This window comes from Neobacillus sp. KR4-4 (assembly GCF_042136325.1).
GTDB lineage: Bacteria > Bacillota > Bacilli > Bacillales > Cytobacillaceae > Neobacillus.
In genome coordinates this window covers 55711-82328 of record NZ_JBHHJU010000007.1, presented here as the reverse complement: position 1 = coordinate 82328, position 26618 = coordinate 55711, and the positions used below count along the sequence as shown (strand labels likewise).

Below are 26618 nucleotides of genomic sequence, written 5' to 3'. Positions count from 1 at the left end.
TTCCTTTATGAATATCTTCTAATTCTTAATGAACTGCTTCATTTCCAATCCATTTATATAAAGTAATATCATGATAAACCGGATCAAAAAGTTCATTTGATTGAAAGCTTGCTACTTTTATTATTTTGCCATCCAATGAATGGCCTTGTGTGAGGAATCCCTCTACTACTTTATCCGTTAGAAGGATCGTTCTTCCTCTGAAATATTTTGAATCGGACTTGAAAAAATCAAACGTTTCGAGTCTTTTATGCGGATATGGTGCATTTAAATACTGGAGTACCCTTGTTTCTTCCCATGTATATAGAATCACAGGTTGATCCATTTTCGATATATATTCATTCATCTTATAGACAGCTGGACTTTCTGTTCCTTCTGCCTTTAATAATATAACATCTTTCCAAACTTGATGTCCTAAGAGGATGAACGCAAGTCCTAGTATTAGATAGGATACCCTTTTTGAAAAAAGATGGATACAAATAATGAAGACCAACAGAATGATTAATGGAAGTACATGCCGAGCCTTTTCAATGTTTTGCCCGAGCAATCCCCAAACAAAATAGCAGGAAAACATGAAGTAAAGCAGCTGTATAAAGGGGTGATTAGGCTTTGTTTCCTGCTTTTTATAGCGGTGAAATAGGATGACCCCCAGAAAAAAAATGAATATAACTAAAGTGATAAGAGATTTGCCAGCGATGCCTGTCCAGACAATATTCCCCCATGAGAATTTCGACAGCCTCTCCAAAAAACTTATTTTGGATGTTTCTATTGCACCGCCCCAATCATTAAAATGACCAGATGTAAAGGCTAATGATAGCTTGATAAAACCAATCAAACTACCTTCTGAAACAATAAGAGCAACGATCCAGCAGGCTTGAAAAGCGACGCCAAACAGACAGTAATAAATTAAATCTACCCTGGTAATCGTTTTATTTTTATCTTTAAGATAAAAAAGAAAAAGAATGCCGATGGAAAATGGCAGATAAGAAAGCCGAATTCCCAGCATAAGGCTTAACATGGCTAAGGGGATCAAAATAAATGTTGAATTCGTCTTCTTAAAAGCAAAAAACAAACTCCACAAATACCACCAAAAGGCAGCAAGCGCCGCACCTTCAGACATTGGTTGGTTAACCATGATGATGCAAAAACTGCTAGAATAAATGATCGCAGCAGATAGCCATGAATAGCCGTCGCTTAAAAAACTCCTGCATAATTTATATATTGGAAACACAGTACTGGCATAAAAAAGAATGTTAAACAAAGTCAGTGCCTTTGATGGATCATTCACAAATAGATGAATGAATTTGCCTCCTAAAATAAATAAAGGATAGCCAGGGAAATGCGGCTGCATAGCCATTAAATCAAAGCGTTGCACAGCAAGAGAAAAATCAACCTGGTCCCACGAGGAAGTATAAGGATTTACATAAAGAAGCTGTGATAGAAAAACAATCATTATTGCTGTAATACTTAAGCCTATTACTAGGCTTTTTTTTAACGGATCGGATAATTTCATTCCTTCACACGCCTTTTCAGAGAAAAAGTACAAGGCAAAAGCCTTGTACTTTTTGTTTAGCTGTCCGATGTTCGGACAGGATTGCCTTTGAAATCACGAAAGCTGTCCGAAGACCACCGATGTTCGGACACGATTGCCTTTGAAATCACGAAAGCTGTCCGAAGACGACCGATGTTCGGACACGATTGCCTTTGAAATCACGAAAGCTGTCCGAAGACCACCGATGTTCGGACACGATTGCCTTTGAAATCATGAAAGCTGTCCGAAGACGACCGATGTTCGGACACGATTGTCTTTGAAATCATGAAAGCTGTCCGAAGACGACCGATGTTCGGACACGATTGCCTTTGAAATCACGAAAGGGTTATTTCACTTGTGTCTTAAGAATGTGACCATTCTGTGAAGCATCTTCTTTTTTCCGCTGACTTGCTGCTGGTTTGGAGGAGGTTAGCAGAAAAATGGCTACAAAATATCCGATATAGGCCAGAACTTCTTCAATCGAAGGCATGGAAGAATAACCAAATAATGCTTTCAAGAAAACTCCAATATCTCCTGAAAGGATGGGTGCTGTCCCAGTATCACGAAGATAATGAGTATAATCAATCGGATGCTCTGGTAAAAACCAAGTAAGATCGTACACATGCGGCAGGACACTTCCAATGATGTTAATATCCTGCATCATGGAGATAGCTTGAACCAACAGTCCGGCTGAAATAAGAATAATGAAAGCTCCTGTTAATTTAAAGAAGCTGCTTAATGGAATCCTCATTGTTCCTTTAAAGAACAAATAAGAAACGATAACTGCTATGACTACACCCGTAATCGCACCCCAGCCTTCCATCGCGGCACCGATGTTTCCTCCAGTAATGGCGGCAAAGAAGAATACCGTTTCCACACCTTCGCGTAGAACAACAAGAAAGGAATGGACGACCATACCTACAACATTTCCAGTGGAAATAAACTTATTCATTTTCCCTTCCATATTCCCTTTTATATCACGACTGTGACTAGCCATCCAGAAAACCATTTGGGTCAGTAAAACGGCCGATACAAGCATAATTCCTATTTTTAGATACATTTCGCTTCCCATGGCTGCAAACCCTGTAAATACAATTTGGAATAATAGGGCTACACCGATACTTGCCAATACCGCAAGACCTGCCCCCATCCAAACATATTTTGTGTACTGCTTATGATCTACTCTTTTCAGATAGGTTGTAATGATTCCTACAATTAATAAGGCCTCTAACACTTCCCGGAATGTGATTAACAGTGCCTGAATTTCCACAGTCCTTCTCCTCCCCCATGGTGCCTTCGTTTACTTTCTTCTTTTGCGGATGACAAAGATAATAACAGCGATAATAACTACTACAATTAAAATGAGTGGGATCCAGTTACGGATATTTGATATATCCGTCCAATCTTTTTTCCCAGTGCTTTGTTGTTCTGTGGCACTTTCAGAAAAATGCCCTACTTCAAGGCTTTTTAGTTTAAATTCTGATTGTAAGCTATCCAGAATTTCTTCTTTATTTTCCTTAAAAGCCTCTAAATTTGCCTCTTTTTTTCCTACCCCAAACAAACCAGGGTTCCCCAATGCTTCCAGCGCCTGATCAAAATCGGTTCGGATTTTTTTATCATTATCAGGGTTTTCAGCTTCAACCTTTGGGGATAAAGCTTCGTATGTAGCAAACCCTTTCGCAAGTAGTCGCTTCGTTGTGTCATATTCCTTGAAATTATTCTCAATATTCTCCAAACGTCTGGCAATATTTAAAACAAGAAGTTTTTCCATATTTTCTAAAGTAGCTTTTTTATCTTCTGCTTCGATATTTTTCAAAATCAACTTGGCAGGCTCAGGACCCATATGCATATCAATTTCTTCTTTAACGGTATCAAAGTGCTTTTTCGCAGATGTGAAATTCGGAGGGGTCTCATCAAGCTTAGTGACCATTTCCTTATATACCTCAGCAACCTTTTCTTCATTCGGGTCACCATATGAGTAAGCACGGGCATCACGAATGGAAAGGCTGTTAACAATGATTATTACAATAAAAAATAAAACTGAGAGTTTTTTCATCCAAATTCCCTCCTGTGGTTAATGATAATGATTATCATCCTCGCTGTCAATATAGCAATGAAGATTGTCACATATTTATCGTACTTATCTGATAAATTAATCCTGTTTTCTATCTATGATTGGAAACACCCTGCCGACTTGCGTCCGATAGGTCTGCTTTTTGGTGTGTACTTTTTTTACTGGCCTTCTCATTTCTTTTAAAATAGCCGGTAAGACTGAGGTCATATAAGAACGAAACTTAATAAATGATTCACCAGTTTTACGAACCTGATATCGAATCGGAATTTCCTTCATGCGAAACCCTTTTCGAATTAAATTTAATGTGACCACTTGGGCATAATTGTAATCATGAATAATTTCCGCTTCCTCCATGGCCTGTCTAGAAAATGCTCTCATACCAGATTGACCATCATAGATCCATTTACGGAGGAGAAGCGCTTGTAGCATGGTAAAACAGTAATTTCCGATTCTTCTGTTCCATTTCATCCCATCAATCGATCCAAGAAAACGGGACCCCATCACATAATCAGAAGTTCCCAAAAGAATCGGTTCAATTAATTCCGGAATTTGTTCAGCTGGGTATTCATTATCGGCATCAATCATCACACCAATATCTGCTCCATATGAGACACACAGTTCCAGCCCTTTTCTCACGGCTGCCCCTAAACCTTGATTTCTAACAAACGTGTGAACATAATTTGCTCCCGCTGCCCATGATAGCTCTTCTGTCCGATCACTAGAACCATCATTTACCACTAGGACCTCTACACACACATGGGAATTAAAATTTCTCGGTATTTTTCGAATGACCTCTGTAATGGAGTCCTCTTCATTATAGGCTGGCAGAAAAACTATTACTTTTTGCTGCTTCATAATCAATAACTTCCTTCCTTACTGCATCAATTAATACTGGGCCTCGGGCTTTATCAGGGAATGGTGCACCCAGTAAGTAAGAGATGGTAGATGCGAGGGATACTAAACTATGCTTCTCCTCCACACTCTTTCCTTTCTCGATCGAAGGGCCATACATGAAAAAGGGAACAAATCTTTCACCTTCATCTAAATGCCCATGCCCGCCGATTCCGTCTGCCTGACCATGATCGGCACAAACAATAAACGTGTAATTTTCTAGCTTTCCTCTATCCTTTAACCAATGAAAATATTCTTCTACCAGAGAATCGGCTTCTTCAATCTTTTGAATATATTCATCATATAAAACACCACGGCTGTGCCCAGTTTGGTCTGTACTTATTAATTGAACAATTTGCAGGTCTGGATCCTGCTCTTCCATGATATTTTTAGCTCGTTCAATAATCCCGCGATCCACTAAATTATTTTTCATAACAGCAGTGAATGTCTCAACATCCTTACCAAAGGAATCAACGAGATGGGCTACAGCTAATAATGAACCCTTTTTCCCTACTTTTCGCAGACTATCAAAAACACTTTCGACTTTGATCCCTAGCTTCCACACCATATTGGACTTTATGCCATGCTCGAAGGGATACGTTCCTGTAAACATAGAGGAAAAGCATACAACGGTTCTTGCAGGGTAAACGGTTTCCATATTCGTATACTCTGTACCATTTTTCCTCAAGAAGTCGAGAAACGGCGTATTGGCTTCTTCAAAGCGTTCTTTCCGCATACCATCGATGACTATCACAATCACTTTTTCATTAATGGCAGATGTCCGCTCCTCTATATTGGACGTATAGGTTGGAATAATTTTCGGCTTCCAATCAAATAGGTTTTTATGGAGAATCCATGAGAATAAGAGGACGCCGGCATAAAAAAAGATTAGTACTCCAACTTCCCCGCCAGTCCATGACTGCTCCGAAGTGACTAAATTCCAAAGTGACAATAATAAAAGAAACTTAGGCAATTGCTCTTGAGCATTTCCGCTTGTTGAATCGCTATTTTTTAGCACAAGTTTCCAGAAGCGCGTAAAATTAAGCCATGACGTGCCAATTCGCAAATGATAATAAAACGTTCCCCAAAAAAATACGGTAAAGAAGAAATATAATCCCACCGCTGTCAGCAGCAAACTGAGATTCACATGATCCCAGATAATTAGGTATACCGTAAAGGGCATCCATAAATAATTTCTTAAGAATAATGGGTAATCGAACAAATAGTAAATAATCAGCATTGGCAGGATTGCGAGGAACCCAAGGGTTAGATCTCCTAAAAATGAAGGATTGCCAAGCTTTGAAATGGAATAGATCAGCATGATTCCAATGGTAAAAATCGGTGTAAATGGCTTTCCCTCGTTTAAAAGGTTCCAGCACCTGGCGGCAAATTTTTCAAATGATGATGCTTTTTTCATTCAGGTCTTCCCCTCCTTAATAAAATCTCTCTTATTTGCCTTATTTTCGTTACCGGTGAACGGATTAATAATAGGCATCCAACTAGATAGGAAAAAATAAATTTATAACTATGGCTGATAAGTGCCACCATATACCCATCTTTTAATGGATAATGAAAACTTGCTAGAGCAGCAGTCATGACGGATTCATAGGTTGAAATCCCACCAGGCGTAATCTGAAAAACCTGTCCCCCTACCGTGATCGAGTTAACCCAAATGGCCTTGTAAAGCGGCAGACCATTACCTATCGATGCGGTTACACTCCAGACAACAGCTCCTTCAAGTGCCCAACTAAACGCAATGAAAAGCATAATTAAAATAAAATTTTTCCCAGCTAAGCTTGTTTTTATGATTTGTATATGCTTTTCCACAAACCGCGGACGATGTTTTTTGACGAAAAAGAATCCCATTAAAATCATGATGACTAAAATAAACAACAACCCTAGTGAATAACGAAAGACAAATGGCCTTGAAAAGGCAATGAGTCCAATAAATGAAAACATGAGGAGAAAAAACATATCTATTGCTCGAAGGACAATAACAGAATGGGCTGAAATTTCCGGACTTATGTTTTTTTCCCTCCAGGATAGAACGCCAATTCTAACTGCATCTCCCACCTTAATTGGAGTAATATGATTCACGAAAAGGCTTAGGAGCACTCCCTGCAGACAGCTATAGAATCTTACTTTCTTTCCTAAGTATAATCTCCATGCTTCAGCTCTTAGAATAAAAGATAACAGGTAAGAAATCGTCACAGCTGCAATAATAAAAGGGTTTCCAGCAAAAAACTCCTGCATTGCATTAAATAACTTTTTAACATGCAAATAGCGCAGTGATAGAACAATAAATATCCCTGCAAGAAATAACCCCATTAGTCTTATCAGTAGACGCTTAACTGATTTCCGACTCATGTTTTTTTGCCCATTCTATTGTCTTGGAAAGGCCTTCTGAAAAAGAAACCAATGGTTGAAATCCAAGCTGCTCCCTTGCCTTCGAAGTATCTGCCCAAGTGGAATGAACATCGCCTTGGCGAAATTTTGCCTGCTTTACTGCTAAATCTGGAAAATACAGCCTGAGGTGATCTACTAGTTCTTCAAGGAAAATAGGGCTGCCAGAGCCAATATTAAAGGTGCCCACTTTTTCCTGTTGGTTAAACGCACGAAGGATTCCCGCTATACAATCATCAATATAGGTATAATCCCTAGCCGTCCTATTTCCAAAAAGGGTAATTTCCTTTTTATTCATCAGCTTTTTGATAAACCCTGTAATCGCCATATCCGGTCGGCCCCATGGTCCATATACTGTAAAAAAGCGAAGGATTGAGACTTTATAATCAAATAAAGAAGAATATGCATGGCAAAAGGATTCCGCACCAAACTTGGCCGCTGCATAAGGAGAAACAACTCGTCCCGTTGCCATTTCCTCTTTAAGAGGAACATTTTTTTGTTCACCATAAACCGATGACGAAGATGCGAAAATAAACTGTTTTACATTGGATTCCCCAGCAAAGCGAAGAGCATTGATCGTTGCTTTGATATCGTAATCTACATACTCATTCGGGGCGGCAATAGAGTGTGGTACTCCAGGAATGGCAGCCAAGTGAATGACTATTTCCGGTTTAAAGGAAATAAATATTTCTCTGACTTTATTTTCATTATGTATAAGGCTTTCTTGATAAAAATCAAACTTCCCTGCTTCACTCACAAATTCAAGGTGGCGCTTTTTTCTCTCAATCGAATAATATGGGTGAAGTACGTCAAGGATTAGTACTTCATGACCTTCTTTTATCAATCTTCTTGTAAGATGGGAACCAATAAATCCAGCCCCTCCAGTTACGATTATTTTCAATCAAAAACACCTCTAAATTGTTCAATAAGTCCTATTCTCTCATATACAAGAAAAAAGGAAAAACCTTGCACAACTAGAACAAGGTTTTTCCTCTGCATTATTTCGCTTTTTCTACGATTGTATTCAGAGTGGAAATAAGTTCTTTCAATTGCGCTTCCCCAGCTGCTTTATCTTTCGCTTTTGCAGTTTCAACATATTTTTGCGCTTTTTCAGTTAAGGTTTTGTAAGCATCTTCACCTAGAAGGGTTTTGATATCCTCACCGATAATGTCAATAAATAATGCACCTTCTAAACCAGTAACAACGGCTTTATCATCTTTGCCAATTAGTTCTTTACTTTCCCCATATTCATCAATGGCAATTTTAGCAAACCCACGAACAAAGGCTTTATTTACAGCATCTGGATCAATTGCCTTTACATCAGATTCAAGTGTAAAAGATTTTTCAATAAAAGCATGTTCCTCCGCGGCATGACTGTTTAGATAGCTGGATAATGATTGGAAGAACGCCCAGCCTTCTGCCTGCTCCACTTTAGCTAGGGCTGCGTCGTTTTTCGCTTCTGCTGCCGCTTTAGTCGCATATCCGTTTGGAAGGGCGCCAGTAGCAAGATAGAAAGTCTTCATTAACGTTTTATCAACGACTTGTTTTCCTAAGTTAAAGCTAAGTAGATCATTATTTTTTACAGCTTCATCCATTTCGTTAAATCCGCCATCAATAACACTGACAAGATTTGTTCCATACGCTGCATCACGCTTTTCAACAGTTGTCTTTAGGATTGCATAGTGCTCTTTTGCTTCTTCAAGTTCACCATTAACTTCGTCCGTTTTACCCCATAGTTCTGCTACTTCTGTAAAATCGTGTTTAACTGATGTATAAAATACTTTTTGCATTAATTTATCAAAAATTTGTTTAACTACTACTTTATCCATCGTTCCATCTTTACCAGCAGTAAGTGCTGTTGTGATTTTATCATCAATTGTATCTTCAAATTCTGCGTCTCTCTTTTTAACCAACTCTTTTAGATTTTCATTATATAACGTTGTAACTTTATCAAAATCAACATCTTTACCTTCTTTAGCTTTTTCAAGCTCTGTTAATGCTTCTGTAAAAACATCAGCATACGCTGCATCTTCTTTTTCCACAGCTTCTTTCTTCTCAGAAGCTTTTTCTTTGTTCTCCACTTTTGGTTTGCTTTCCGTTTCTTCTGCTTTTCCGCAAGCCCCTAGCATTAATGAAAGGGCTGCCAAGGCTGCTAGCATTTTAAATTTAATCGACATGTTGTTTTCCCCCGGTTTTGTTTTAATTTTCTATTTGATAATGATTATCATTTACAATTTCAATTATAATAGAGAATGATTATCACTGTCAATGAAAATTATTATCTATTATAAAATATTCTCTACCTTCAAAAATACTAACACGATCACCTTTCCACCAATGGTTCCATATTATCTTCCAAAAAATTCTTATGCAATTATAGGAAGTCCATGGATGGACCAATCACATTTATGAGGGCTGTACAAACAAAAAAGCCCTTAACGGACTTTTTTTAACCACGTGTAATTATTATTCTAAAATAATAATTAAGAAGGTCTTACTTCATTATTTGTAAGAACCTTTAATGCATCTTGTACATCGTTCATCTCCCAATTGCTAGTTTCCTCAGTGAAACTTTTTTTCACTGCCATTACTTAGTTTGAAGGAGGACAAAAGGTTTCTCTAGACCCACTAGCTCTTTGTATTCCATAATAAAATAAGAGAAATGGCGGGGGATAGAATCATGAACGAACAGGGATACTTGGATTTGAGAAGAGGAGAACGCGGAGCGATCATCAGCATCGTCGCTTATATAATCTTATCCTCATTAAAATTATCAGTCGGTTTTATAGCTCACTCTGAAGCCTTGAAGGCAGACGGATTAAATAATGTCACAGATATTATTGCATCCGTAGCCGTGCTGATTGGTCTTAAATTATCGCAGCGGCCCCCTGATGACGACCATCCTTATGGGCACTGGAAAGCAGAAACCGTTGCCTCCATGGTCGCCTCATTTATTATGATCGCTGTGGGAATCCAAGTAACATTCGAAGCGATTTCTAGTATATTTTATGGAAGAAACGAAACTCCAGATTTAGTTTCTGCTTGGACAGGTCTCTTTTGTGCTCTGGTTATGTATTTGGTTTATCGCTATAATAAAAAATTAGCTAACGAGATCAATAGCCAATCAGTTATGGCAGCTGCAAAGGATAACCTATCAGATGCATGGGTCAGTGTTGGTACATTTATAGGAATCGTCGGTGCCCAGTTCAATCTTCCGTGGCTCGACCCGATTACGGCGATAATTGTTGGATTCCTCATCTGTAAGACCGGATGGGAGATTTTTAGGGATGCTTCCCATCATTTAACCGATGGATTTGATGAAAAACAAATAGAGACCTATAAAGAAACGATTATTGATTGTCATGGAGTTAAAGGGGTTAAAGACATTAAAGCCCGGAGTTACGGCAATAACGTGGTAGTGGATATTGTGATTCTCGTCAATTCCGATTTAGATATTCGCGGAGCCCATGATATTGCAACCAAGGTGGAAAATGTATTAATAAAAAACCATCAAGTCTATGATGTACATGTTCATGTTGAACCTAATTAGATAAAAAGAGGAAGTGAGCCTTCATAACCTGAGAGGGCTCTTTCTTTTTAGGTCAAAGAATTCATATGATGTTTTATAAAAATAAACTGCCCAGCTTCATCCCAATAAACGCTAGTAAGATCCCAAACGTATAGCTCATTCCTAAATATAAAATAATCATCCTCCAGTTTCTTTTGGTAAGCAGCTGTATGTTTTCCAATTTAAATGTAGAAAATGTCGTAAAAGCTCCCATGAAACCCGTTCCCAAGAGTAATCTCCACGTATTCTCTAAATTTGCTCCAAAGATTAAACCCAATAATAACGAACCAAACAAATTTATGATTAAAGTGGCAAGAGGAAATGTAGAGGGATACTTTCCCTTTATCAAGATACTCAGACCGAAACGGGACATCGCTCCAAAAAAACCTCCGACTGCCACCAAAGCTATATTTGTTATCAATGTTTTTCACCTCTACCTACTTCTGTTTCTTTTTCTGCACTTAATCCCAATCGATAGCCCATCCAAGTCAATAAGAGACCGCCCCAAAGACTAAGAAGCACATAAAGGATTGCTGTTCCCCACTTAGTTGCACTAATTAATTGAACCGTTTCAACACTAAAAGTTGAAAATGTAGTAAAAGAGCCAATAAGTCCAGTGCCTATTGCAGTTATAACATGTGGGGGCAATGATTTAAATCTGGGCAGGAAATTAGTGAGCCATCCCAATATAAAACATCCCAACATATTTGTAACAAAGGTAGCTAATGGAAAGTCGTGAAACCACCACTGACCAAAGTAAACGCCCAACATATAACGTAATAAAGCCCCAATAATTCCAGCCAGCCCTACTAACAAAAAACTCAATCTTCTCACCTCAAATATACAGTTTCTTATAATAAATAGACTCCTACCAGAGTTTTTCTGGTAGGAGTCATTAGCTCTAGAGCGTTTATGGCGAACTCCATCGCCTTTTCAATTTTATAAGAGTATATTAGCAAAAAAGAACTACAGGTGCTAGTTTTTATTAGCATATTAAAAAGCCCTTTGAATAAACCATACCAAGCCAAAGGCTAAGATTGCAGCAGAGGTTCCTGGGATCACCCAGCCTATCGGTTTTAATTTTAATTTCCTAATCCACAAAACTAATGGAAACGTTATGGAAACAATCAACAATTGCCCGATTTCAATACCCATATTAAAAGATACGAGGGACGCAGCCATGTGATTCGTATCTAATTTCATTTCTGAGAGGATTCCTGCAAAACCAAATCCATGAATTAATCCAAAGCCAAAGGCAAGCCATGGCTGGTGTTTTGAATCCTGATTAAAAATATTGATAAGTGCCACATAAATAATACTCAGAGCGATAGCCGATTCCACAAATCTGCTAGGAAGATGAACAATCTCAAAAGTTGCCAAAGCCAAAGTGATACTATGTGCAATGGTAAAAGCTGTAACTAAAGACAGAATATGACGAATCGTTTTTGCCCCAAAAAGCAAGCTAATCACAAATAGGATATGGTCATAACCTGTGAAAATATGTTTTAAACCAAGAACTACAAATTGTTTCACATTTTGCAAGAAGCTGATTTCACCAATTTCTACTTCTCTTGATTCAAATGAAAGAATCTTTTCTTGTTGTTTCCCGTCCATTTTAATAGTTGCATAGTTTGCATGACTTGGGTCGGAATCATCCATAAACATATTATATTCAACCACTAGTTTTTCAGGCTTATGCCCGACTTGATAAGCCAAATTAATTACCGCAAACGGACGCTCCTTAATTATTTCTATCTCTGTTTTTAACACGCTGCCCGCAACTAGTCCGCTGTCCGCATAAATTTTTATATGCGAATTTATATAATTTTGCAGGACCTTTTGGTTAATAATTGCCTTTTCTTCTGTTGCTGTATTAAGGGCATGTCCCAGCTCTTCCAAATCAAGTTTCAATTCATATCCCAGCGTTTTATCCTTGACCTGAATGGTGGAAAAACCTTCACTGTTATTTGTATGTGCATAAGCTGAATAAGGGGGTAAAGAACCTAATGCTAGAAAAATGAGCAATAAAGGGAGCAGTATCTTTTTCATTATATCCACTTCCATTCCTTTGTTAATTTCCATGTCTCGACCAAGATAATGGAAAGACGAGGAGCATGTAGACCCCTCGTCTCAATTCAATTCATTTCACAAATTATTTACTAGCTTTGACGAAAATTGGGTTGGAATAGAACCAAAGATCATTCCAAGGATTTTCCCCTTTAGGATCGGCGACTGGTTCCAACTGGTCAGTGTTAGTACCACGTAAACGAATATAGCTATCTTTGTCCACATCTTTTAACGTATGAGTAATGGTGATGTATTCACCGTCTTTTTTCCAGTCACTTTCTGTGAAACGCTTTACGACTTTTGTTGTCGGGTTAGAAGCTGCTGAGCGGTCTGCCACTTTTCCATTCACTTCTCCCATGATTAAGTCAACACGTTGAACATTTGGCTTATCACCATGAGAGTTTGCAGCGTTGGGATCTTTGATCCGAACGGTGACTGTGACATCCGTTTTCTTACTTGGAAGTGTAAGTGTTTCACCGATTGTCGCTGTATTACCTTTTGCCACTGCATGCAATGGTGATTTGCCGCCTGCTTGTACTTTCACATCCAGTTCTGAGATCAAGTCACCCGTTGTAACAAATACATTACCTTTACGAAGGTTTTCCATTACATCCTCATAATTTTTCTCTGCTTTTACATAGGTTTTAGAATATTCACCAGGCCAGAAGTCACTTCCCCCATCACGCCAGTTCACATGGGAGTCTGATGTGGCAGTAATCCACCAGTGTCTTCCTTCACCTAACATCGAATCCCATAAACCACCAACGATAGCAGACATTTGATCAAATCCACCCATTGTTGGCGCGTTTGCGTTTGAGTAACTACCACGAGATCCTTTAGGGTCAGGAGAGCCATCTGGATTAATCGCACCTGCTTGGTGACCAGGTGCCCCCTCCATACCAATAGAGATATTTGGTGCAGTATCATTCCAATTACGGAACTCTTGCGGAGTATCTTGTCCCCATACACCAACACCAGTCGCTGAACGAGATGGATGATGTGCGATGGAAATTGGAAGTTCGTCCATTTGCTTCATATAGTTAAGAGCTTCAATCATTTTGGATTCAGTGTTTCGGCTTGAGTCAGTTGGATAAGCCTCACGAGAATTAAACTTGCTTTCAAGGTCATATAGAACTTGGGATTCATTTTCACCTTTTGGGATCATTAGCGTGCTGTGGTCTGCTCCGGGTGTGTCTAATTCCATTCCGTAGAATTGAAGAAGATCAGGAACAGCTTCACGGGATTTTAATAATTCAGGGTACGCTTGCTCTAAGTTGACCTTGGAATGGTTAGGACCACCATGATCTGTTGTCATTACCCAATCAAGTCCATATTTCTTAGCATTTTCTGCATTTTTCACTATTGGATAAATGGCATCGCCGCCCCGTATGGCAGTAGGAGGGTTGGTAGAATTGTCCCAGCCAACACTCCATTCACTATGTACATGGTGGTCACCCGCAAGCCATGATGCGCCATTCTTTTTCACTTCTTCTTTGGACAATGATTGTGCTTTAGCGTTTTGATTACCTCCATCATGAAAGACCGTTTGCGTTGTCAATGCAGTGGTGGCAAGAACTGTTGTTGCTAATAAAGGTATGGCTTTCTTTTTGAATCGTGATTTCATACTTCCAATTCCCCCTAAGAATTATTCACAATTAAAATAGTAAACTAGGATTGTTAAGGGGATATGTAGGTTTAGTAAAGTCAGCGTTAATCTAATGTAAAGTTTAGAATTATTAAAAAATAATTAACCACAAAAAAAAGAGAGCTTAATGCTCTCCACAGATTGAGGGCCTCCGCTTTCAACCTTTTTCTATTTCAATCCCCCAAGTCGCCGCTTATTTTTTCGAAAGTCCCTCCACATCAATAAATGGCGTAGCTCCGCCTGTGACACTTGGCAGGTGCCCATCCCATTTTTCTAACGCCTTTTCTTGGACTTCGATTTGTTTTAATTGAATCAATGCCTCGGTTACTTCTTGTTTTTTCAGTCGCAATGCTTCCGCTTCTGCACCCGCTTGAGCCACTTTCTGCTCAGCCTCGATTTTCACTCGCTCGAGATCTCTTTTTGCCCGTAATGCATTTTGTTCGGCGGTTTGTTTCGATTCAATCGCTTTATTAAATTCATCACTAAACGCGAATTCCTTGATATTAATATCTTCTAGAATCATATAGTATTTTGTTAATTTACTAGCGAGCATATCCTTCACCTTCGCCGATACTTCCGGCCGTTTCGAGATTAGCTCTTCAGCGGTGTACTGAGCGGTAATCGCCTTGAGTGATTCCGCAATCGCAGGGTCAACGATCCGAGTACGATAATCCAAGCCGATTTCTTGATAAAGCTTATTCACGGCTTCCGGGTCAGCCGAATAGTTGACGGCCACCATCGCGGTGACCATTTGCAAATCCTTAGAGGCCGCTGTCTGTGAACTTTCTTCTTTTTGAACCCGGACCTCAATCGGCTGTACAGTTTGAATGAATGGAATCTTAAAATGAAATCCTTCGGTTAAAATTGTCGGTTTAACGGCCCCTAATTGTAACAATACCCCTCGGTATCCAGAATCCACGGTAGTACCAGAAAAAAGGCCAACCACGATAATCACCAGCGCAACAAGTCCGCTAATTATCGATTTCGTATAGTTCATTCTGATCACACCCCTTTAAATCACTTTATGAAAAAAGTTCCAGATTTATACAGATGAGATGAAAACAGAGACGATCCCGCTCTTAGAAAAACTTCTCCACCAACTCGACAGAAGCGGGCCTGCTAAAATAGTAGCCTTGCATTTTATGGCAGCCAATGCTGCATAGATAATGGTATTGCTCCATGTTCTCGACACCTTCAGCGACCACATTCATCCCCAGGTTTTTGCCCATGGCCACCAATGCCCGGCAAACAGACTTCTGGTTTTTATGATCCAAACCCTGGATAAACGATTTATCAATCTTGATCGTATTAAAAGGATATTGAACAAGATAACTTATGGAGGAATAACCAATCCCAAAATCATCAAGAATGATATCAACCCCATATTCTTGCAATTCTTGAATGGTTTTCAACGTTCTCTCGACATTGGTCATCGCCGTTCTTTCGGTTATTTCAATTTTTATTAATTCAGGCGGTAAGTCATATCTTTCTAATGAATCTTTAATCGTCTCAATGAAATCCTCCTGATTAATTTGCCGAGCAGGAACATTAATGGAGATATAAAAAGGCGGTAAATTCCTATCCATCCATAACCGGCGCTGGCTGCAGACCGCTGCCAAAACCCAATTGCTCAGTTTAATAATCAGATCGGATTCCTCAGCAATCTGGATAAATTCACCTGGTGAAATGCTTCCCAATACAGGATGTTCCCAACGGAGGAGTGCTTCCAAACCGATGGCTTTCTTGGTATATATATCAAAAATGGGCTGATATTCTAAATACAACTCATTTTTTTCAATCGCCTGATGAAGGTGTTGTTCCAGGAGCATTTTTCGTGACAGACTTGTTGCCATGCCCAGTTGATATTGCTGAATGCCCGTCTTATTCTCCTTAGCCAGATACATCGCCTGATCGGCTCTCATCATAAGCACATCGCCATCTTTTCCATGGACGGGATAAATACTTGTCCCGATACTGACACTTATCCTGTACTCATGTTCATTCAGCTTAATTGGCTCCGCAACCACTTGGCTTATTTTTGCGGCAATTTCATCAACCACATGGCCATTCGGCAGGTTTTTTAATAGAATGACAAATTCATCTCCACCCTGGCGTGAAATGACATCTTCCGCACGTATATGACTCTTTAAGCGATTCGCGATGATTTTAATCAATCGATCACCCATTTTGTGCCCCAGTGAATCATTGATATCCTTGAACCGATCAATATCAATGAATAAGATCCCTGCAAACCGGTGATTTCGCTTCGCCTCTATAATGGCGGTACAAAGCTGTTCATCAAATTTTCTGCGATTTGGCAGCCCTGTTAATGGATCATGAAAGGCTAAATAGGTTAATTCTGCTTCGTTTCTTTTCCGCTGATTAATATCCATCACAACACGATCAAATCTCACAGGACCAACTGCCGGCTCCTCAAAAATGGGAACGATATAATCAAAAACCCACTTCTCCATCCCATTAACGGTGCGAATCCGATATTCAAGTTTAATAGACTGCCCCTTTTCCAATAAAGCCAGCTGCGATAGGACGGCAGTTTTATCTTGCGGATGGATGATCTCCATCCACAAATAAGGATTCTGGTTAAATTCTTCCTCGGAATAACCCAACATACGCTGGCAGGCTGAGGATATTTGAAGGGTCTCCATCGTCTTGGCATCAATAGACCATAAACAAATATCAATTTCGTTAAAAATATGATCCCAATTGCTCCATTCATAAAATGGATGGCTCAAAGGCACTGGGAGATAGAGCAGCACGGATTTGAAGGGTTGAATAAACAAACTTACATCGGACTTTAGGGATTGATTTCTCATAGGGGCTCCTCTCTACGGTTTATGAAATAATCTGTATATTGTATATCTTAAAGGAAATATCGGAATTTGAATGCTTCAAATGTCACTGGATTATGGCGTTTTTTTGACAAAAAACAAAAAGCGTAAAGACCCTTATCACGGAATCTTTACGCTTTATTATTAGCTAATGTAGATATATCAAGTATGCGATACGATCAATTCACAATGCCCGTCTACTTCAAATTCGCCAAATCCCACAGGGATGATCAGATGAGAACCCTTCTTTAATCCATAGGGCTGACCATTATGAAGAAGGGTTCCCTCTCCATTAATGACGCTGAGCAGCAAATATTGATCATGAAATGCGAAAGCAGCTTTTCCGCTAACCTCCCATTTGTAGACAGAGAAAAAGTCTGACTCCACAAACGTTGTAATCGTTACATTTTCACCTTCCTGTACTTTAGGAGCCACCCCAGCATTTTGATGAGGCACTGTTGTCACATCAATTGCTTTTTCTAAATGCAGTTCGCGCAAATTTCCTTCAGCATCTCGTCGGTCGTAATCATACACACGGTACGTTGTGTCAGAGCTTTGCTGCGTTTCTAAAACTAACGTTCCTTCACATAAAGCATGGATCGTTCCGCTTGGAACATAGAAAAAGTCGCCTGGTTTGATTTTGACCCTGCGCAGCAGCTCGTTCCATTTCCCATCATTTATTTGCTCGATTAATTCTTCTTTTGTTTTCGCATTATGGCCGAAAATCATATCGGCGCCTTCTTTACAATCGAGGATATACCAGCATTCGGTTTTCCCAAGATCCCCATTTTCATGAACCTTTGCATAAGAATCCTCAGGATGGACCTGAACGGATAAATCCATGTTCGCATCTAATATTTTCGTTAAAAGTGGAAAAACCTCATCCTTCGGGTTTCCAAAAAGCTCGGGATGTTTACGGTATAAATCGTCCAATGCCATACCCGCATATGGACCGTTTTCCACAATAGATGGCCCATTAGGATGTGCGGAAATCGCCCAGCACTCCCCTGTTTGATCATTTGGAATGTCGTACCCAAATTCGGTTTGTAAGGCGGTGCCGCCCCAAATTCTCTCTTTAAAAACTGGTTTTAAAAATAATGGTTGCATAATAAATCCCTCCAGGCTAAGTTTATCGTTGATTTTCCTCTTGAAATGCTTGATGAGCAAGCATGAGCGAGCCGGTAATTCCCGCATTGTCACCTAAACCAGGACCGACAATATATTCAGTAAGATCCGGCAAAGACACATACTCATTAATAAATTCCTTCAAATACTTATAGACAGAAATAAACACTTGCTTTTGCTTCATCACTCCCCCGCCAAGGATAATTTTTTTCGGCGAAAGAATCAAGACATATTGCATCAGGGCTTGGGCAATATAGTATCCTTCTAGGTCCCACACTTCCATTCGATCAACAAGCTGATCTCCTTTTGCTCCCCAGCGCTCCTCAATGGCAGGACCAGCCGCTAGACCTTCTAAGCAATCGTGGTGATAAGGGCACTTCCCTCGGAATTCGTCATTTGGATGCCGTCTCACAAGAATATGCCCCATTTCAGGGTGCGAAAGTCCTTGAAGAAGCTTCCCTTGAACAATGGCACCTGCCCCAATTCCAGTACCAACTGTAATATACAAGCAGCTATCCAAACCTTTTGCCGCACCAAAGGTAACCTCTCCCAATGCCGCTGCATTAACATCTGTATTAAACCCAATCGGCACGGAAAATGCATCTTTTAATGATTGAACAAACGGATAATCCCTCCACCCCGGCTTCGGCGTAGAAGTAATATGACCGTACGCAGCACTTTCCGGATTCACATCAATGGGACCGAACGAACCCACACCAATTGCCTTTATAGGATATTGATTGAAAAATTCAACCACCTTTGGCATCGTTTCCGCGGGTACAGTGGTTGGAATTTGAATACGGTCTACAATATGACCCTTTTCATCGCCAACAGCACACACAAACTTTGTCCCGCCTGCTTCAATTGCACCCAACATACAGAAATACCTCCAAATAAAAATTTCTACATTTCATTATAACTGCCCATAGATCCTTTTTTTGATTTTCTCCAAATAAAATATAGGGTTGGAATCATCATCACATAGATAATCGGAAAAAGACAAAACGAGACAGGTAAAAGCAGGTCAAAATCAAAGTATTTTCTCATCGCTAAAAACAAAAATACTCCTACGATTCTTCCAACTCCGAGTGGAATTTCTCGAATAATGATATAATCCAAACGCTTGACCTTGTACTCGGGGTCCTTCTCAATCGCTTCATAAATCATGGCACTCATCGAGGTGGTAATCATATTTTGTGCTAATGGCGAGACAATTCCAAAAATAATCAATGATAGGAGGACCGGAAGGATGGATAACAATATAGAACTCAAAAATATACTTACCGAACCGATCGCATAAATGGCGAGACGATATTTCGGATTAGAGAACTTAGCAAGCAAATAAAATGTAACAATGGCAATCAACTCAGCTGCCATATTATAAACTCCTAAACTTAATTCTCCGCCCGCTACTTTGAAGGTAATCATCGTAATCAAAAAGGTACCGTACACGCCAGATACAATCCCATCAGCAAACATTACCTTGTACATCCTTTTCCATTCCTTGGACGGATTCTTGATAACATCCCAGAAATAACTTTTTGCTGTAATTGGCTTTCCCTTCACTTTTAGAGAGGTTAAAAAGGATAGAAAAAAGAATAGACAAGTTCCAATAAAAACGACATAATACCCCAGCATGCCCTCCAATTGCGAGATGATAATTCCTGACAGAACCGGGCCGATCACACCTCCAATGGTAAATAAAATACCTTGTACATATAAAAATTGATCCCGATTATCATTGGTTGTTAAATCTAATACAGCCAAATGCATGCCGACATAATACAGACTCATTGCTAATCCATTTGAAAATCCTAACAACATGATATGTTCACTTAAGGTGTCATGAAAAAGAAGCATAATTAAATAGGTAATCAGATAAAAGACAAATCCTAAACGCATCGTAATCATTGGGCTCGTTTTCCTAGCCAGCCATCCGCAAAGGCCAAAACAAAAGATGATCGCGATGGACCAATACAAACTATAGTAAGCTAGCAGTGAATAGGTTTTATCCAATTTCCATAAGAAAACACTTTGAAACACACCGGACAAAACGCCGCCAAAGGAAAATAAAGCATTCATCAGTAAATAAAACTTTAATTCCGTAGAAAAAGACTTAAAAATTTGAAGCATTCTTTGATCTCCTTTTGCAGAAGAGTCGGCCTAGAAGGCTTTTTTCACTCCTGTTTTTACACTATTAATGGCCTTCACTCTCAAGGTTTCCCATGGAACGTCTTTCCCCTCAGCCTGTCCGACCTTAACCGTTCTGCTCATATTTGGCAGTAAATCAAAGAAATTATCCTCGATGACAAGCTGCTCCATATCCATTTCAATGGTGACCATACGCGCGAGCAGATTCGCGGATAGGGTCAGCTCATTTTTCTCACGGTCAATCGAAACAGTTACTTCAGACTCTTCCAATCTCAAATCCTTTTGGTCGCGGAAATAGTAGAAGTTTTCATCGGTTTTATTCCTTTTGGAGCGAATGACGATCACGGCCTCTTCTGGCTGCAGACCACTAAGGGCCTCCTGCTCTAAAACAACATCTACTTGCTGCGAAACATTGGCTGGGATCGAAACTGTCCATTGCTTTGAAAATACTTTTTCGCCAGTAAATTGATAAACGGCCAGTTCAATTTCATCTTCATAGGTTTCTAACCGGTCATTTACCACCCAAATAGCCATATCCTTACCTGGTTCATGTGCAAGCGTTAATAGAACTGGACTAAAGAACTTTCTTGCATAATGATAGGAAGCCTTAGGCAATAAATAATAGTCGATAACTGACCAGCTTGTCCCCGGCCAGCAGTCATTTAACTGCCAAAATAACGCACCGCTTGTATGTGGTTTATGGCGCCTGTAATGTTCGATGCCATACTTCAAACCTTCTGCTTGCGTTAACATCGAATAGGCAATGTACTCATCTAAATCCCTTGGAACCCCTGTATAGCCTTCCATCAGCAAGATTCCTTTTGGATGATGGATATCTTTATTTCGATAGGCCATTTCCTCGCTTCCCCAGTAAAATTGATCCTTGGGGATATTTCGTTCTAATGTATAACGATTAGAAGAAGCATGCATGCCAAACTCACTCGCAAAGAGTGTCGTATCATTTTTAAAATTTTTAAATGACAGCCCTTCGACGCTGTAATTCACCGTTTGCGGTTCACCAAACGTTCTCGGCTCAATATTTCCGTGCCAAACCTGCCAATTATGCGTGTCGCCCTGATCTCTTGAATTATGATCATTCCCGCCGAATGGCGAGCTTGGCCAAAACAGACGAGTTGGGTCGAGTTCTTCCAGTAATTCCGGCATTAATTCATGATAGATTTTTTCACCATAAAAAGGATGAGTAATTTCACCCGAGGAATACAACGCTTCATACAGCCAATCATTCTCATTGTTTCCACACCAAAGTGCCAAGCAAGGATGATTACGGAGTCGTTTGACCACATGTATGATTTCCTCTTTGACGTTGGCCATAAAGTTCTTATTGTAATCCGGATAGAGCGCACAGGAAAACATGAAATCCTGCCAGACTAAAATCCCAAGCCGATTACACTCGTCATAAAACACCTCTTTTTCATAGATACCGCCACCCCAAACACGAAGCATATTCATATTCGCATCTTTGGACATCTTGATTAAGTGCTTGTAACGAGAATCTGGGACAGCTCCTATGAAACTATCGATTGGAATCCAATTGGCCCCTTTAGCAAATATCTTTTCACCATTTAACACAAAGGTAAAACGATGGTTTCCATCCTCATCCTTACGCATGACCTCAATCGTTCTAATCCCAAAGTCTTCTTGGTGATCATCCACTTTCACACCATCCGCAAACAATTCAACCTTTAGTTGATAAAGGTAAGGCGTGCCCAAGTCATGTGTCCACCATAGCCTTGGATTTTCCACTTCCAAAACAACGGTTGCTTGTTTGCGGTCTACTTTTCCTTTCGCTGAGTAACTTTCTGCCCCATCGGAAAGAGTAACATCGACCACATAATCTTTATCTTTTCTAAATGAAGCTATATCCACTTCAACCTCGATAATGGCTTTGTCATGAGAAATGGATTTCGTTTTCGCAAATACCGAGTCGATTTTCGCGAAAGTTCTCTTCTCTAAATGAACTTCCTTCCATATCCCTGCAGCAACTAAGCGCGGCCCCCAATCCCAGCCATAATGACTTTGAGCCTTTCTTGTCCAGATTCTTTTCTTGCTAAATCCAGACCAATAATATTGAACCTTGTCTTTCACATGAACATGGATGGGATCAAATTTTACCGCCAAAACATTTTTCCCTTGCTTCAACTCCCGTGCGACCTCAAAGCTGTGACTAATATACATATTCTCCGTTGAACCCAGTTCCACACCATTTAAATAAACGGTAGCAAATGTATCCAACCCTTCAAAAATCAGCTCATAGCGGTGGTCTTTACTAACATCACCATTGAACTCAAACGTATTGCGATACCACCAAACCTTTTCCTCTACCCATTGACATTTCAAATCATTGTGTCCGTAAAAAGGATCTTCAATTAACTTTCGGTCAATCAAAGTTGAATGAACATCGCCAGGTACGGATGCTGTCATCCAGAAGTAATCAATGTATTCAGGTGCAGCGACCTCAAGATCACGTGCGGCCCCTACATCAAAATGTTTTATTTTCCAGTTATCATTTATTTTCATCGTTTGTCACCTGCCATTGAAAAATGCTTACAGTATTACCGTTTTATTAGTGAAGCCTCTAGTAGCGTAAAACATAATAAAAAGGCCAAAATCAGTCTCAGGATTTTGGCACTTAATTTTTCAAATTATAAATAAGTCAATGAATCCAAGATTTCTTTTAAGCTTAATTCCGCACATGCCATGGATGTATCAGCAACACCGTAAAACATTTTAACTACATCGCCTTCAACAACCGCACCGCATGAAAAGACTACATTCCCAAAGAACCCTTCTACTTCATAGTCTGCTTCAGGCTCAAGAATCGGTTGGTTGGAGCGAGCAATGACCTTTGTGGGATTTTCTAAATCTAGGAGAACGGCTCCCATACAATAGCGGTGATCCTCAGTTGCACCATGATAAAGCTCCAGCCAGCCTTTTTCTGTCTTAAACGGAACAGCCCCTCCGCCCATACGAGCGCTATCCCACATGCCCTCACGTAAACCTAGTAAATGCTTGTGATTCCCCCAATGCAGGAGATTAGTTGATTCAGCAATCCACATTTCTGGCTCCCCTACACTTTTCGGAACAGGGCGGTGGAGTGCGTAATATTTCCCATTAATTTTTTCAGGGAAAATTAAGACATCTTTATTTTCTGGTGCAAAAATCATCCCGTGATGTTCAGTAGTTACGAAGTCCTTTGTGGAAACCATCGATTCTCCCACACCAACAGGCGAAACCGCACTAAAATAGATGTAATACGTATCTTCAATCTTAGTAATCCTTGGGTCCTCTATCCCAAATGTTTCTAACTCATTCGAAGGGTAAACGAAAGGATTCTCATCAATGGTGAAATGATGACCGCCATCTTTGCTTCTTGCAATCCGCAAGTAGGCGATAGATGTTAAATAGTCCCATGAATGTACATCCCCGCTTTTTCGAATCACACGTGGATCAGAGAAGTCATACGCAGGATCGTCTAAACGGAATTCTAAAATCTCAAGTTCGTTTGTTTTGGGATTATAAATGGGCGATTTAATGATATTCGGGTCACCACTAATTGGTCGTTCAGCGACACGAAGAAGCATGATAATTTCATCCTTATACGTTGTAACACCTGCATTAAAAGCACCGATCACTTCAAAATCAGCTCGATGCGGTTTCACATCTGCTGGAGTAACTAGAGGGTTCTCTTCATATCTATATACATTCATTTTAATGACTCCTTTGTTGTATCAGATTTACCGCTCGTATTGTAAAAACGGATCGACAATGGTAATTTTTTGAGCTTCTGCATCACTAATTCCTGCATAAATATCAGCCGTTCCATCGGGTTTTCGAACGAGTCCGCCACTAAAGACGACATCTACTAAGTCTGGACGCTTCGTTGGACCAGGGAGGAACTGACTTCTAGTTGCGATTAACTCCATATCTGAAAACTCACTTGTTTCCGGATCAAGGGCAAATACCATTGGGTAATAGTGGCGGTTTCCTTCTTCATCAAAGGAGGCAACATGTCCTAATACTCCAACAAGACCATTTGATAAAAGATGCGGCTCGTTGGCCCCGCCCCATTCTTCATCAATGAACTGCCCTTGTAGTAACGGCGCTTCGTTGACCACATCGACAGTCAATTCTTCTAAGGAAGAAATACTAGTCCAGCCAATTTTTCCTCTTCCGCCTTTTTCACCCTGAGGTCTGGTTAATACCCCAATACTTCCATCCTTTAGTTCGACTAAACGCAGGTCTTTCATTCCGTCAGGGCCTTTTGCAAATTCTTGTAGGCTTGCAATCGATTGACCTTTATAAAAAACGGTTCTCCAGCCAAGTTGCCCTTCATTCGTTGGATGAGGGAAAATTTGAACGCCCCCCACTACTAGCTCTCCTGAGATTCGAGTAAAGAAAGGATCTTGCAATTCCAGGACTGGCGCATTTTCTCTTGGTACCCACTCGCCATTTCTTTCGATAAAGAAGTATACATTGGAGTGTTCACTGTCACGTGATTCCACTCGTCCGGCAATGACTAACTCTCCCTCATCCTCAAACGGTGCGCTAATATTATAGACATCATTTTCCCCAATGCCGGAGAATACAATTTTTTCCGGATTGGTTGGTTGTGTTTTCGATTTATATTCCCCTAACAGCTGTTCACATGTTTGAGCATTACCTTTCCTTAACAAGGTCATTTCCTATTTCCCCCTTTAGGATCATTGCTTCCTTCGCTAAAATTGTTACGGCACTTTCACGATCCAACCTTGTTCGATGTGTTGAAAGTAACAACTTCATGGAGGCTGCTCCCTCCACTTCAAGCGTTCTTGGTTGATCAGTGAAATTCAAAACGACTAATATTTTTTCAACTGAATCCATTCTGACAAAATAGATCATTCCCTCTTCATTTCGCAAAACTTCATAATCCCCGAACTGCAGAGATGAGTGGTCCTTTCGCAGCTTCAGCAATTTTTTATAAAAAGAAAGCATCGATTCTGGATTATTTACCTGTTCTTCAACCGTAACTTTATAGGCATCGTCTGGAACCGTAATCCACGGCAGCCCATCTGAAAAGCCGACATTGTCCTGTTCATTCCATTGCATCGGGGTACGAGACTTGTCGCGCGATTTTTCATTCGCAACCATTAGGGCTTCTTCAGGTGACTTCCCCGCTTCTAATGCGAGCGTATAGCCCATGATTCCTTGAATATCTTTCATTTTCGATAGGTCGTCTGTCATCCAATCGCTCATCCCGATTTCATCACCAAAATAGATGAAGGGGACACCCTTTGCCGTCAGCATCAGAGTTGCAACCAGTTTGGCACGATCTTTATCGCCGCCAAATCTTGAAATATGCCTGGACATATCATGACTAGAAAAGAATAATGTTGGAATTTGCGTAGAATCATAGGTTTTCTCTGTTTCCACTAATTGCCCAAAGAGCCTATCTGTATCAAACTCAGCCATACTCCCGATATTAAAATTAAACACCACATCTAATTTGTGTAGACCCGAATATTTTTTTAGAACTTCCAAATCCTCGGAACCTACCTCACCAACAAGGAATTTATCCGGATATTGATGAACAAACTCGGCAATTTCCTCAATCGTCGCTATAATTCCTTCTTGGTCTTTATCGTACAAATGAATTTGTTCCTTTTTCTCCCAATCATATGGATTGTCCTGAAGCGAATCATTCACCTTTAAGAAGTTGATGACATCAAGCCGGAAACCATCGATTCCTTTTTCAAGCCAAAATTTCATCACATCAAACATCGCCTGTTTCACTTCAGGGTTGGCCCAGTTTAAATCCACCTGTTCCTTCGCAAAGGCATGGTAGTAATATTGATTCGTCCTCGAATCGTATTCCCAAGCCGGTCCGCCAAAGAACGACTCCCAATTATTCGGCATATCTCTCCAGATATACCAATCACGCTTCGGATTATCCTTAGCGGACTTTGACTCCTGGAACCATGGATGTTTAGAAGAAGTGTGATTGAGCACTAAATCGGCGATGACCTTGATCCCACGTTGATGCGCTTCTTGTATAAACATTTCAAAATCCGCCATCGTGCCATAATCCGGATCAATTCCATAATAGTCGGAAATGTCATAGCCATTATCGACCTTTGGTGATGGATAAAACGGAGTCAGCCACAATCCGTCAATCCCCAATTCTTTAAGATAGTCGAGTTTAGAGGTAATCCCCGAAAAGTCGCCGATTCCATCACCATTTCCATCTTTAAAGCTGGGCATATAGATTTCATAAAAAGTCGATTGTTTCCACCATTTCACCATAGTACTAAAACTCCTAT

22 protein-coding genes and 1 riboswitch are annotated in these 26618 nt (G+C 40.0%); of the genes, 1 reads left to right on the top strand and 21 read right to left on the bottom strand.

Annotation, left to right across the window (positions count from 1 at the left end; translation table 11 throughout):
* Nucleotides 1-25: 25 nt before the first annotated feature.
* The 8 genes from ACE198_RS09435 to ACE198_RS09400 all read right to left on the bottom strand — a co-directional run bounded on the left by ACE198_RS09435 (nt 26) and on the right by ACE198_RS09400 (nt 9073).
* Nucleotides 26-1510 (bottom strand): hypothetical protein, encoded by a 1485-nt coding sequence (locus tag ACE198_RS09435; protein WP_375375355.1) that lies wholly within the window; start codon nt 1508-1510, stop codon nt 26-28.
* Nucleotides 1511-1874: 364 nt separating this feature from the next.
* Complete coding sequence (locus ACE198_RS09430) at nt 1875-2798, bottom strand: FTR1 family iron permease (RefSeq protein WP_251461203.1); 924 nt, start codon at nt 2796-2798, stop codon at nt 1875-1877.
* A 30-nt stretch (nt 2799-2828) separates the two neighbouring features.
* Nucleotides 2829-3584: a hypothetical protein gene (locus tag ACE198_RS09425; protein WP_375375354.1), complete on the bottom strand. Its 756-nt coding sequence runs from the start codon at nt 3582-3584 to the stop codon at nt 2829-2831.
* A 96-nt stretch (nt 3585-3680) separates the two neighbouring features.
* Nucleotides 3681-4457 carry a glycosyltransferase family 2 protein gene (locus tag ACE198_RS09420; RefSeq protein WP_251461206.1) on the bottom strand — a complete coding sequence of 259 codons (777 nt, stop codon included), beginning with the start codon at nt 4455-4457 and terminating at the stop codon, nt 3681-3683.
* On the bottom strand, nt 4417-5910 hold the full coding sequence (locus ACE198_RS09415) for an alkaline phosphatase family protein (RefSeq protein ID WP_375375353.1): 1494 nt from the start codon (nt 5908-5910) through the stop codon (nt 4417-4419). Before ACE198_RS09415 ends, ACE198_RS09420 begins: the two co-directional genes overlap by 41 nt.
* Nucleotides 5907-6860, bottom strand: coding sequence for a lysylphosphatidylglycerol synthase transmembrane domain-containing protein (locus ACE198_RS09410; RefSeq protein WP_375375352.1), 954 nt, complete (start codon nt 6858-6860; stop codon nt 5907-5909). The genes ACE198_RS09415 and ACE198_RS09410 overlap by 4 nt, the downstream gene beginning before the upstream one ends.
* Nucleotides 6841-7797, bottom strand: coding sequence for an NAD-dependent epimerase/dehydratase family protein (locus ACE198_RS09405; RefSeq protein ID WP_375375351.1), 957 nt, complete (start codon nt 7795-7797; stop codon nt 6841-6843). Before ACE198_RS09405 ends, ACE198_RS09410 begins: the two co-directional genes overlap by 20 nt.
* A 97-nt stretch (nt 7798-7894) precedes the next feature.
* Nucleotides 7895-9073, bottom strand: a complete 1179-nt coding sequence (locus ACE198_RS09400) for a hypothetical protein (RefSeq protein ID WP_375375350.1) — start codon at nt 9071-9073, stop codon at nt 7895-7897.
* Nucleotides 9074-9576: 503 nt separating this feature from the next.
* Between ACE198_RS09400 and ACE198_RS09395 the strand changes: the two genes are divergently transcribed.
* On the top strand, nt 9577-10446 hold the full coding sequence (locus ACE198_RS09395; protein ID WP_375375349.1) for a cation diffusion facilitator family transporter: 870 nt from the start codon (nt 9577-9579) through the stop codon (nt 10444-10446).
* A 73-nt stretch (nt 10447-10519) separates the two neighbouring features.
* Here the strand turns inward: ACE198_RS09395 and crcB (ACE198_RS09390) are convergent, their stop codons facing one another.
* From crcB (ACE198_RS09390) to ACE198_RS09330, 13 genes are all read right to left on the bottom strand, one after another.
* A complete protein-coding gene (gene crcB, locus ACE198_RS09390) occupies nt 10520-10885 on the bottom strand; it encodes a fluoride efflux transporter CrcB (protein WP_375375348.1) in 366 nt (121 codons plus the stop codon).
* Complete coding sequence (crcB, locus tag ACE198_RS09385) at nt 10882-11289, bottom strand: fluoride efflux transporter CrcB (protein WP_375375347.1); 408 nt, start codon at nt 11287-11289, stop codon at nt 10882-10884. The genes crcB (ACE198_RS09390) and crcB (ACE198_RS09385) overlap by 4 nt, the downstream gene beginning before the upstream one ends.
* Before the next feature lie 54 nt (nt 11290-11343).
* Nucleotides 11344-11403: riboswitch (Fluoride riboswitch) on the bottom strand.
* A 54-nt stretch (nt 11404-11457) separates the two neighbouring features.
* The gene (locus ACE198_RS09380; protein ID WP_375375346.1) at nt 11458-12513 is read right to left on the bottom strand and encodes a HupE/UreJ family protein; all 1056 of its coding nucleotides are present in this window, start codon (nt 12511-12513) and stop codon (nt 11458-11460) included.
* A gap of 103 nt (nt 12514-12616) precedes the next feature.
* Nucleotides 12617-14155 carry a CehA/McbA family metallohydrolase domain-containing protein gene (locus ACE198_RS09375; protein WP_375375345.1) on the bottom strand — a complete coding sequence of 513 codons (1539 nt, stop codon included), beginning with the start codon at nt 14153-14155 and terminating at the stop codon, nt 12617-12619.
* A gap of 214 nt (nt 14156-14369) precedes the next feature.
* Entirely contained in the window at nt 14370-15173 is an 804-nt protein-coding gene (locus ACE198_RS09370; protein WP_375375344.1) for a prohibitin family protein, read from the bottom strand.
* An 82-nt stretch (nt 15174-15255) separates the two neighbouring features.
* Nucleotides 15256-17010: a putative bifunctional diguanylate cyclase/phosphodiesterase gene (locus tag ACE198_RS09365; RefSeq protein WP_375375343.1), complete on the bottom strand. Its 1755-nt coding sequence runs from the start codon at nt 17008-17010 to the stop codon at nt 15256-15258.
* 177 nt (nt 17011-17187) lie between these two features.
* The gene (manA, locus tag ACE198_RS09360) at nt 17188-18135 is read right to left on the bottom strand and encodes a mannose-6-phosphate isomerase, class I (RefSeq protein ID WP_375375449.1); all 948 of its coding nucleotides are present in this window, start codon (nt 18133-18135) and stop codon (nt 17188-17190) included.
* 19 nt (nt 18136-18154) lie between these two features.
* Nucleotides 18155-19027 carry an ROK family protein gene (locus ACE198_RS09355; protein WP_375375342.1) on the bottom strand — a complete coding sequence of 291 codons (873 nt, stop codon included), beginning with the start codon at nt 19025-19027 and terminating at the stop codon, nt 18155-18157.
* Between the two features lie 26 nt (nt 19028-19053).
* Complete coding sequence (locus ACE198_RS09350; protein ID WP_375375341.1) at nt 19054-20283, bottom strand: MFS transporter; 1230 nt, start codon at nt 20281-20283, stop codon at nt 19054-19056.
* Nucleotides 20284-20313: 30 nt separating this feature from the next.
* The gene (locus tag ACE198_RS09345; protein WP_375375340.1) at nt 20314-22839 is read right to left on the bottom strand and encodes a beta-mannosidase; all 2526 of its coding nucleotides are present in this window, start codon (nt 22837-22839) and stop codon (nt 20314-20316) included.
* Nucleotides 22840-22964: 125 nt separating this feature from the next.
* Nucleotides 22965-24029 (bottom strand): BtaManbiosPhlase, encoded by a 1065-nt coding sequence (locus ACE198_RS09340; RefSeq protein ID WP_251461240.1) that lies wholly within the window; start codon nt 24027-24029, stop codon nt 22965-22967.
* Between the two features lie 27 nt (nt 24030-24056).
* Nucleotides 24057-25001, bottom strand: a complete 945-nt coding sequence (locus ACE198_RS09335; RefSeq protein WP_375375339.1) for an MTP-1 family protein — start codon at nt 24999-25001, stop codon at nt 24057-24059.
* A complete protein-coding gene (locus ACE198_RS09330) occupies nt 24979-26601 on the bottom strand; it encodes a glycoside hydrolase family 13 protein (protein ID WP_375375338.1) in 1623 nt (540 codons plus the stop codon). Before ACE198_RS09330 ends, ACE198_RS09335 begins: the two co-directional genes overlap by 23 nt.
* Nucleotides 26602-26618 lie beyond the last annotated feature (17 nt).

Excerpts from the sequence above, each read along its gene's own strand:
- ACE198_RS09420 (WP_251461206.1), bottom strand. The coding sequence starts at position 4,457 with ATGAAGCAGCAAAAAGTAATAGTTTTTCTGCCAGCCTATAATGAAGAG.
- ACE198_RS09400 (WP_375375350.1), bottom strand. The coding sequence starts at position 9,073 with ATGTCGATTAAATTTAAAATGCTAGCAGCCTTGGCAGCCCTTTCATTA.
- ACE198_RS09340 (WP_251461240.1), bottom strand. The coding sequence starts at position 24,029 with ATGAATGTATATAGATATGAAGAGAACCCTCTAGTTACTCCAGCAGAT.
- ACE198_RS09335 (WP_375375339.1), bottom strand. The coding sequence starts at position 25,001 with ATGACCTTGTTAAGGAAAGGTAATGCTCAAACATGTGAACAGCTGTTA.
- ACE198_RS09435 (WP_375375355.1), bottom strand. The coding sequence starts at position 1,510 with ATGAAATTATCCGATCCGTTAAAAAAAAGCCTAGTAATAGGCTTAAGT.
- ACE198_RS09345 (WP_375375340.1), bottom strand. The coding sequence starts at position 22,839 with ATGAAAATAAATGATAACTGGAAAATAAAACATTTTGATGTAGGGGCC.
- ACE198_RS09350 (WP_375375341.1), bottom strand. The coding sequence starts at position 20,283 with ATGCTTCAAATTTTTAAGTCTTTTTCTACGGAATTAAAGTTTTATTTA.
- ACE198_RS09355 (WP_375375342.1), bottom strand. The coding sequence starts at position 19,027 with ATGTTGGGTGCAATTGAAGCAGGCGGGACAAAGTTTGTGTGTGCTGTT.
- ACE198_RS09415 (WP_375375353.1), bottom strand. The coding sequence starts at position 5,910 with ATGAAAAAAGCATCATCATTTGAAAAATTTGCCGCCAGGTGCTGGAAC.
- ACE198_RS09375 (WP_375375345.1), bottom strand. The coding sequence starts at position 14,155 with ATGAAATCACGATTCAAAAAGAAAGCCATACCTTTATTAGCAACAACA.
- ACE198_RS09425 (WP_375375354.1), bottom strand. The coding sequence starts at position 3,584 with ATGAAAAAACTCTCAGTTTTATTTTTTATTGTAATAATCATTGTTAAC.
- ACE198_RS09380 (WP_375375346.1), bottom strand. The coding sequence starts at position 12,513 with ATGAAAAAGATACTGCTCCCTTTATTGCTCATTTTTCTAGCATTAGGT.
- ACE198_RS09410 (WP_375375352.1), bottom strand. The coding sequence starts at position 6,860 with ATGAGTCGGAAATCAGTTAAGCGTCTACTGATAAGACTAATGGGGTTA.
- ACE198_RS09330 (WP_375375338.1), bottom strand. The coding sequence starts at position 26,601 with ATGGTGAAATGGTGGAAACAATCGACTTTTTATGAAATCTATATGCCC.
- ACE198_RS09365 (WP_375375343.1), bottom strand. The coding sequence starts at position 17,010 with ATGAGAAATCAATCCCTAAAGTCCGATGTAAGTTTGTTTATTCAACCC.
- ACE198_RS09370 (WP_375375344.1), bottom strand. The coding sequence starts at position 15,173 with ATGAACTATACGAAATCGATAATTAGCGGACTTGTTGCGCTGGTGATT.
- ACE198_RS09395 (WP_375375349.1), top strand. The coding sequence starts at position 9,577 with ATGAACGAACAGGGATACTTGGATTTGAGAAGAGGAGAACGCGGAGCG.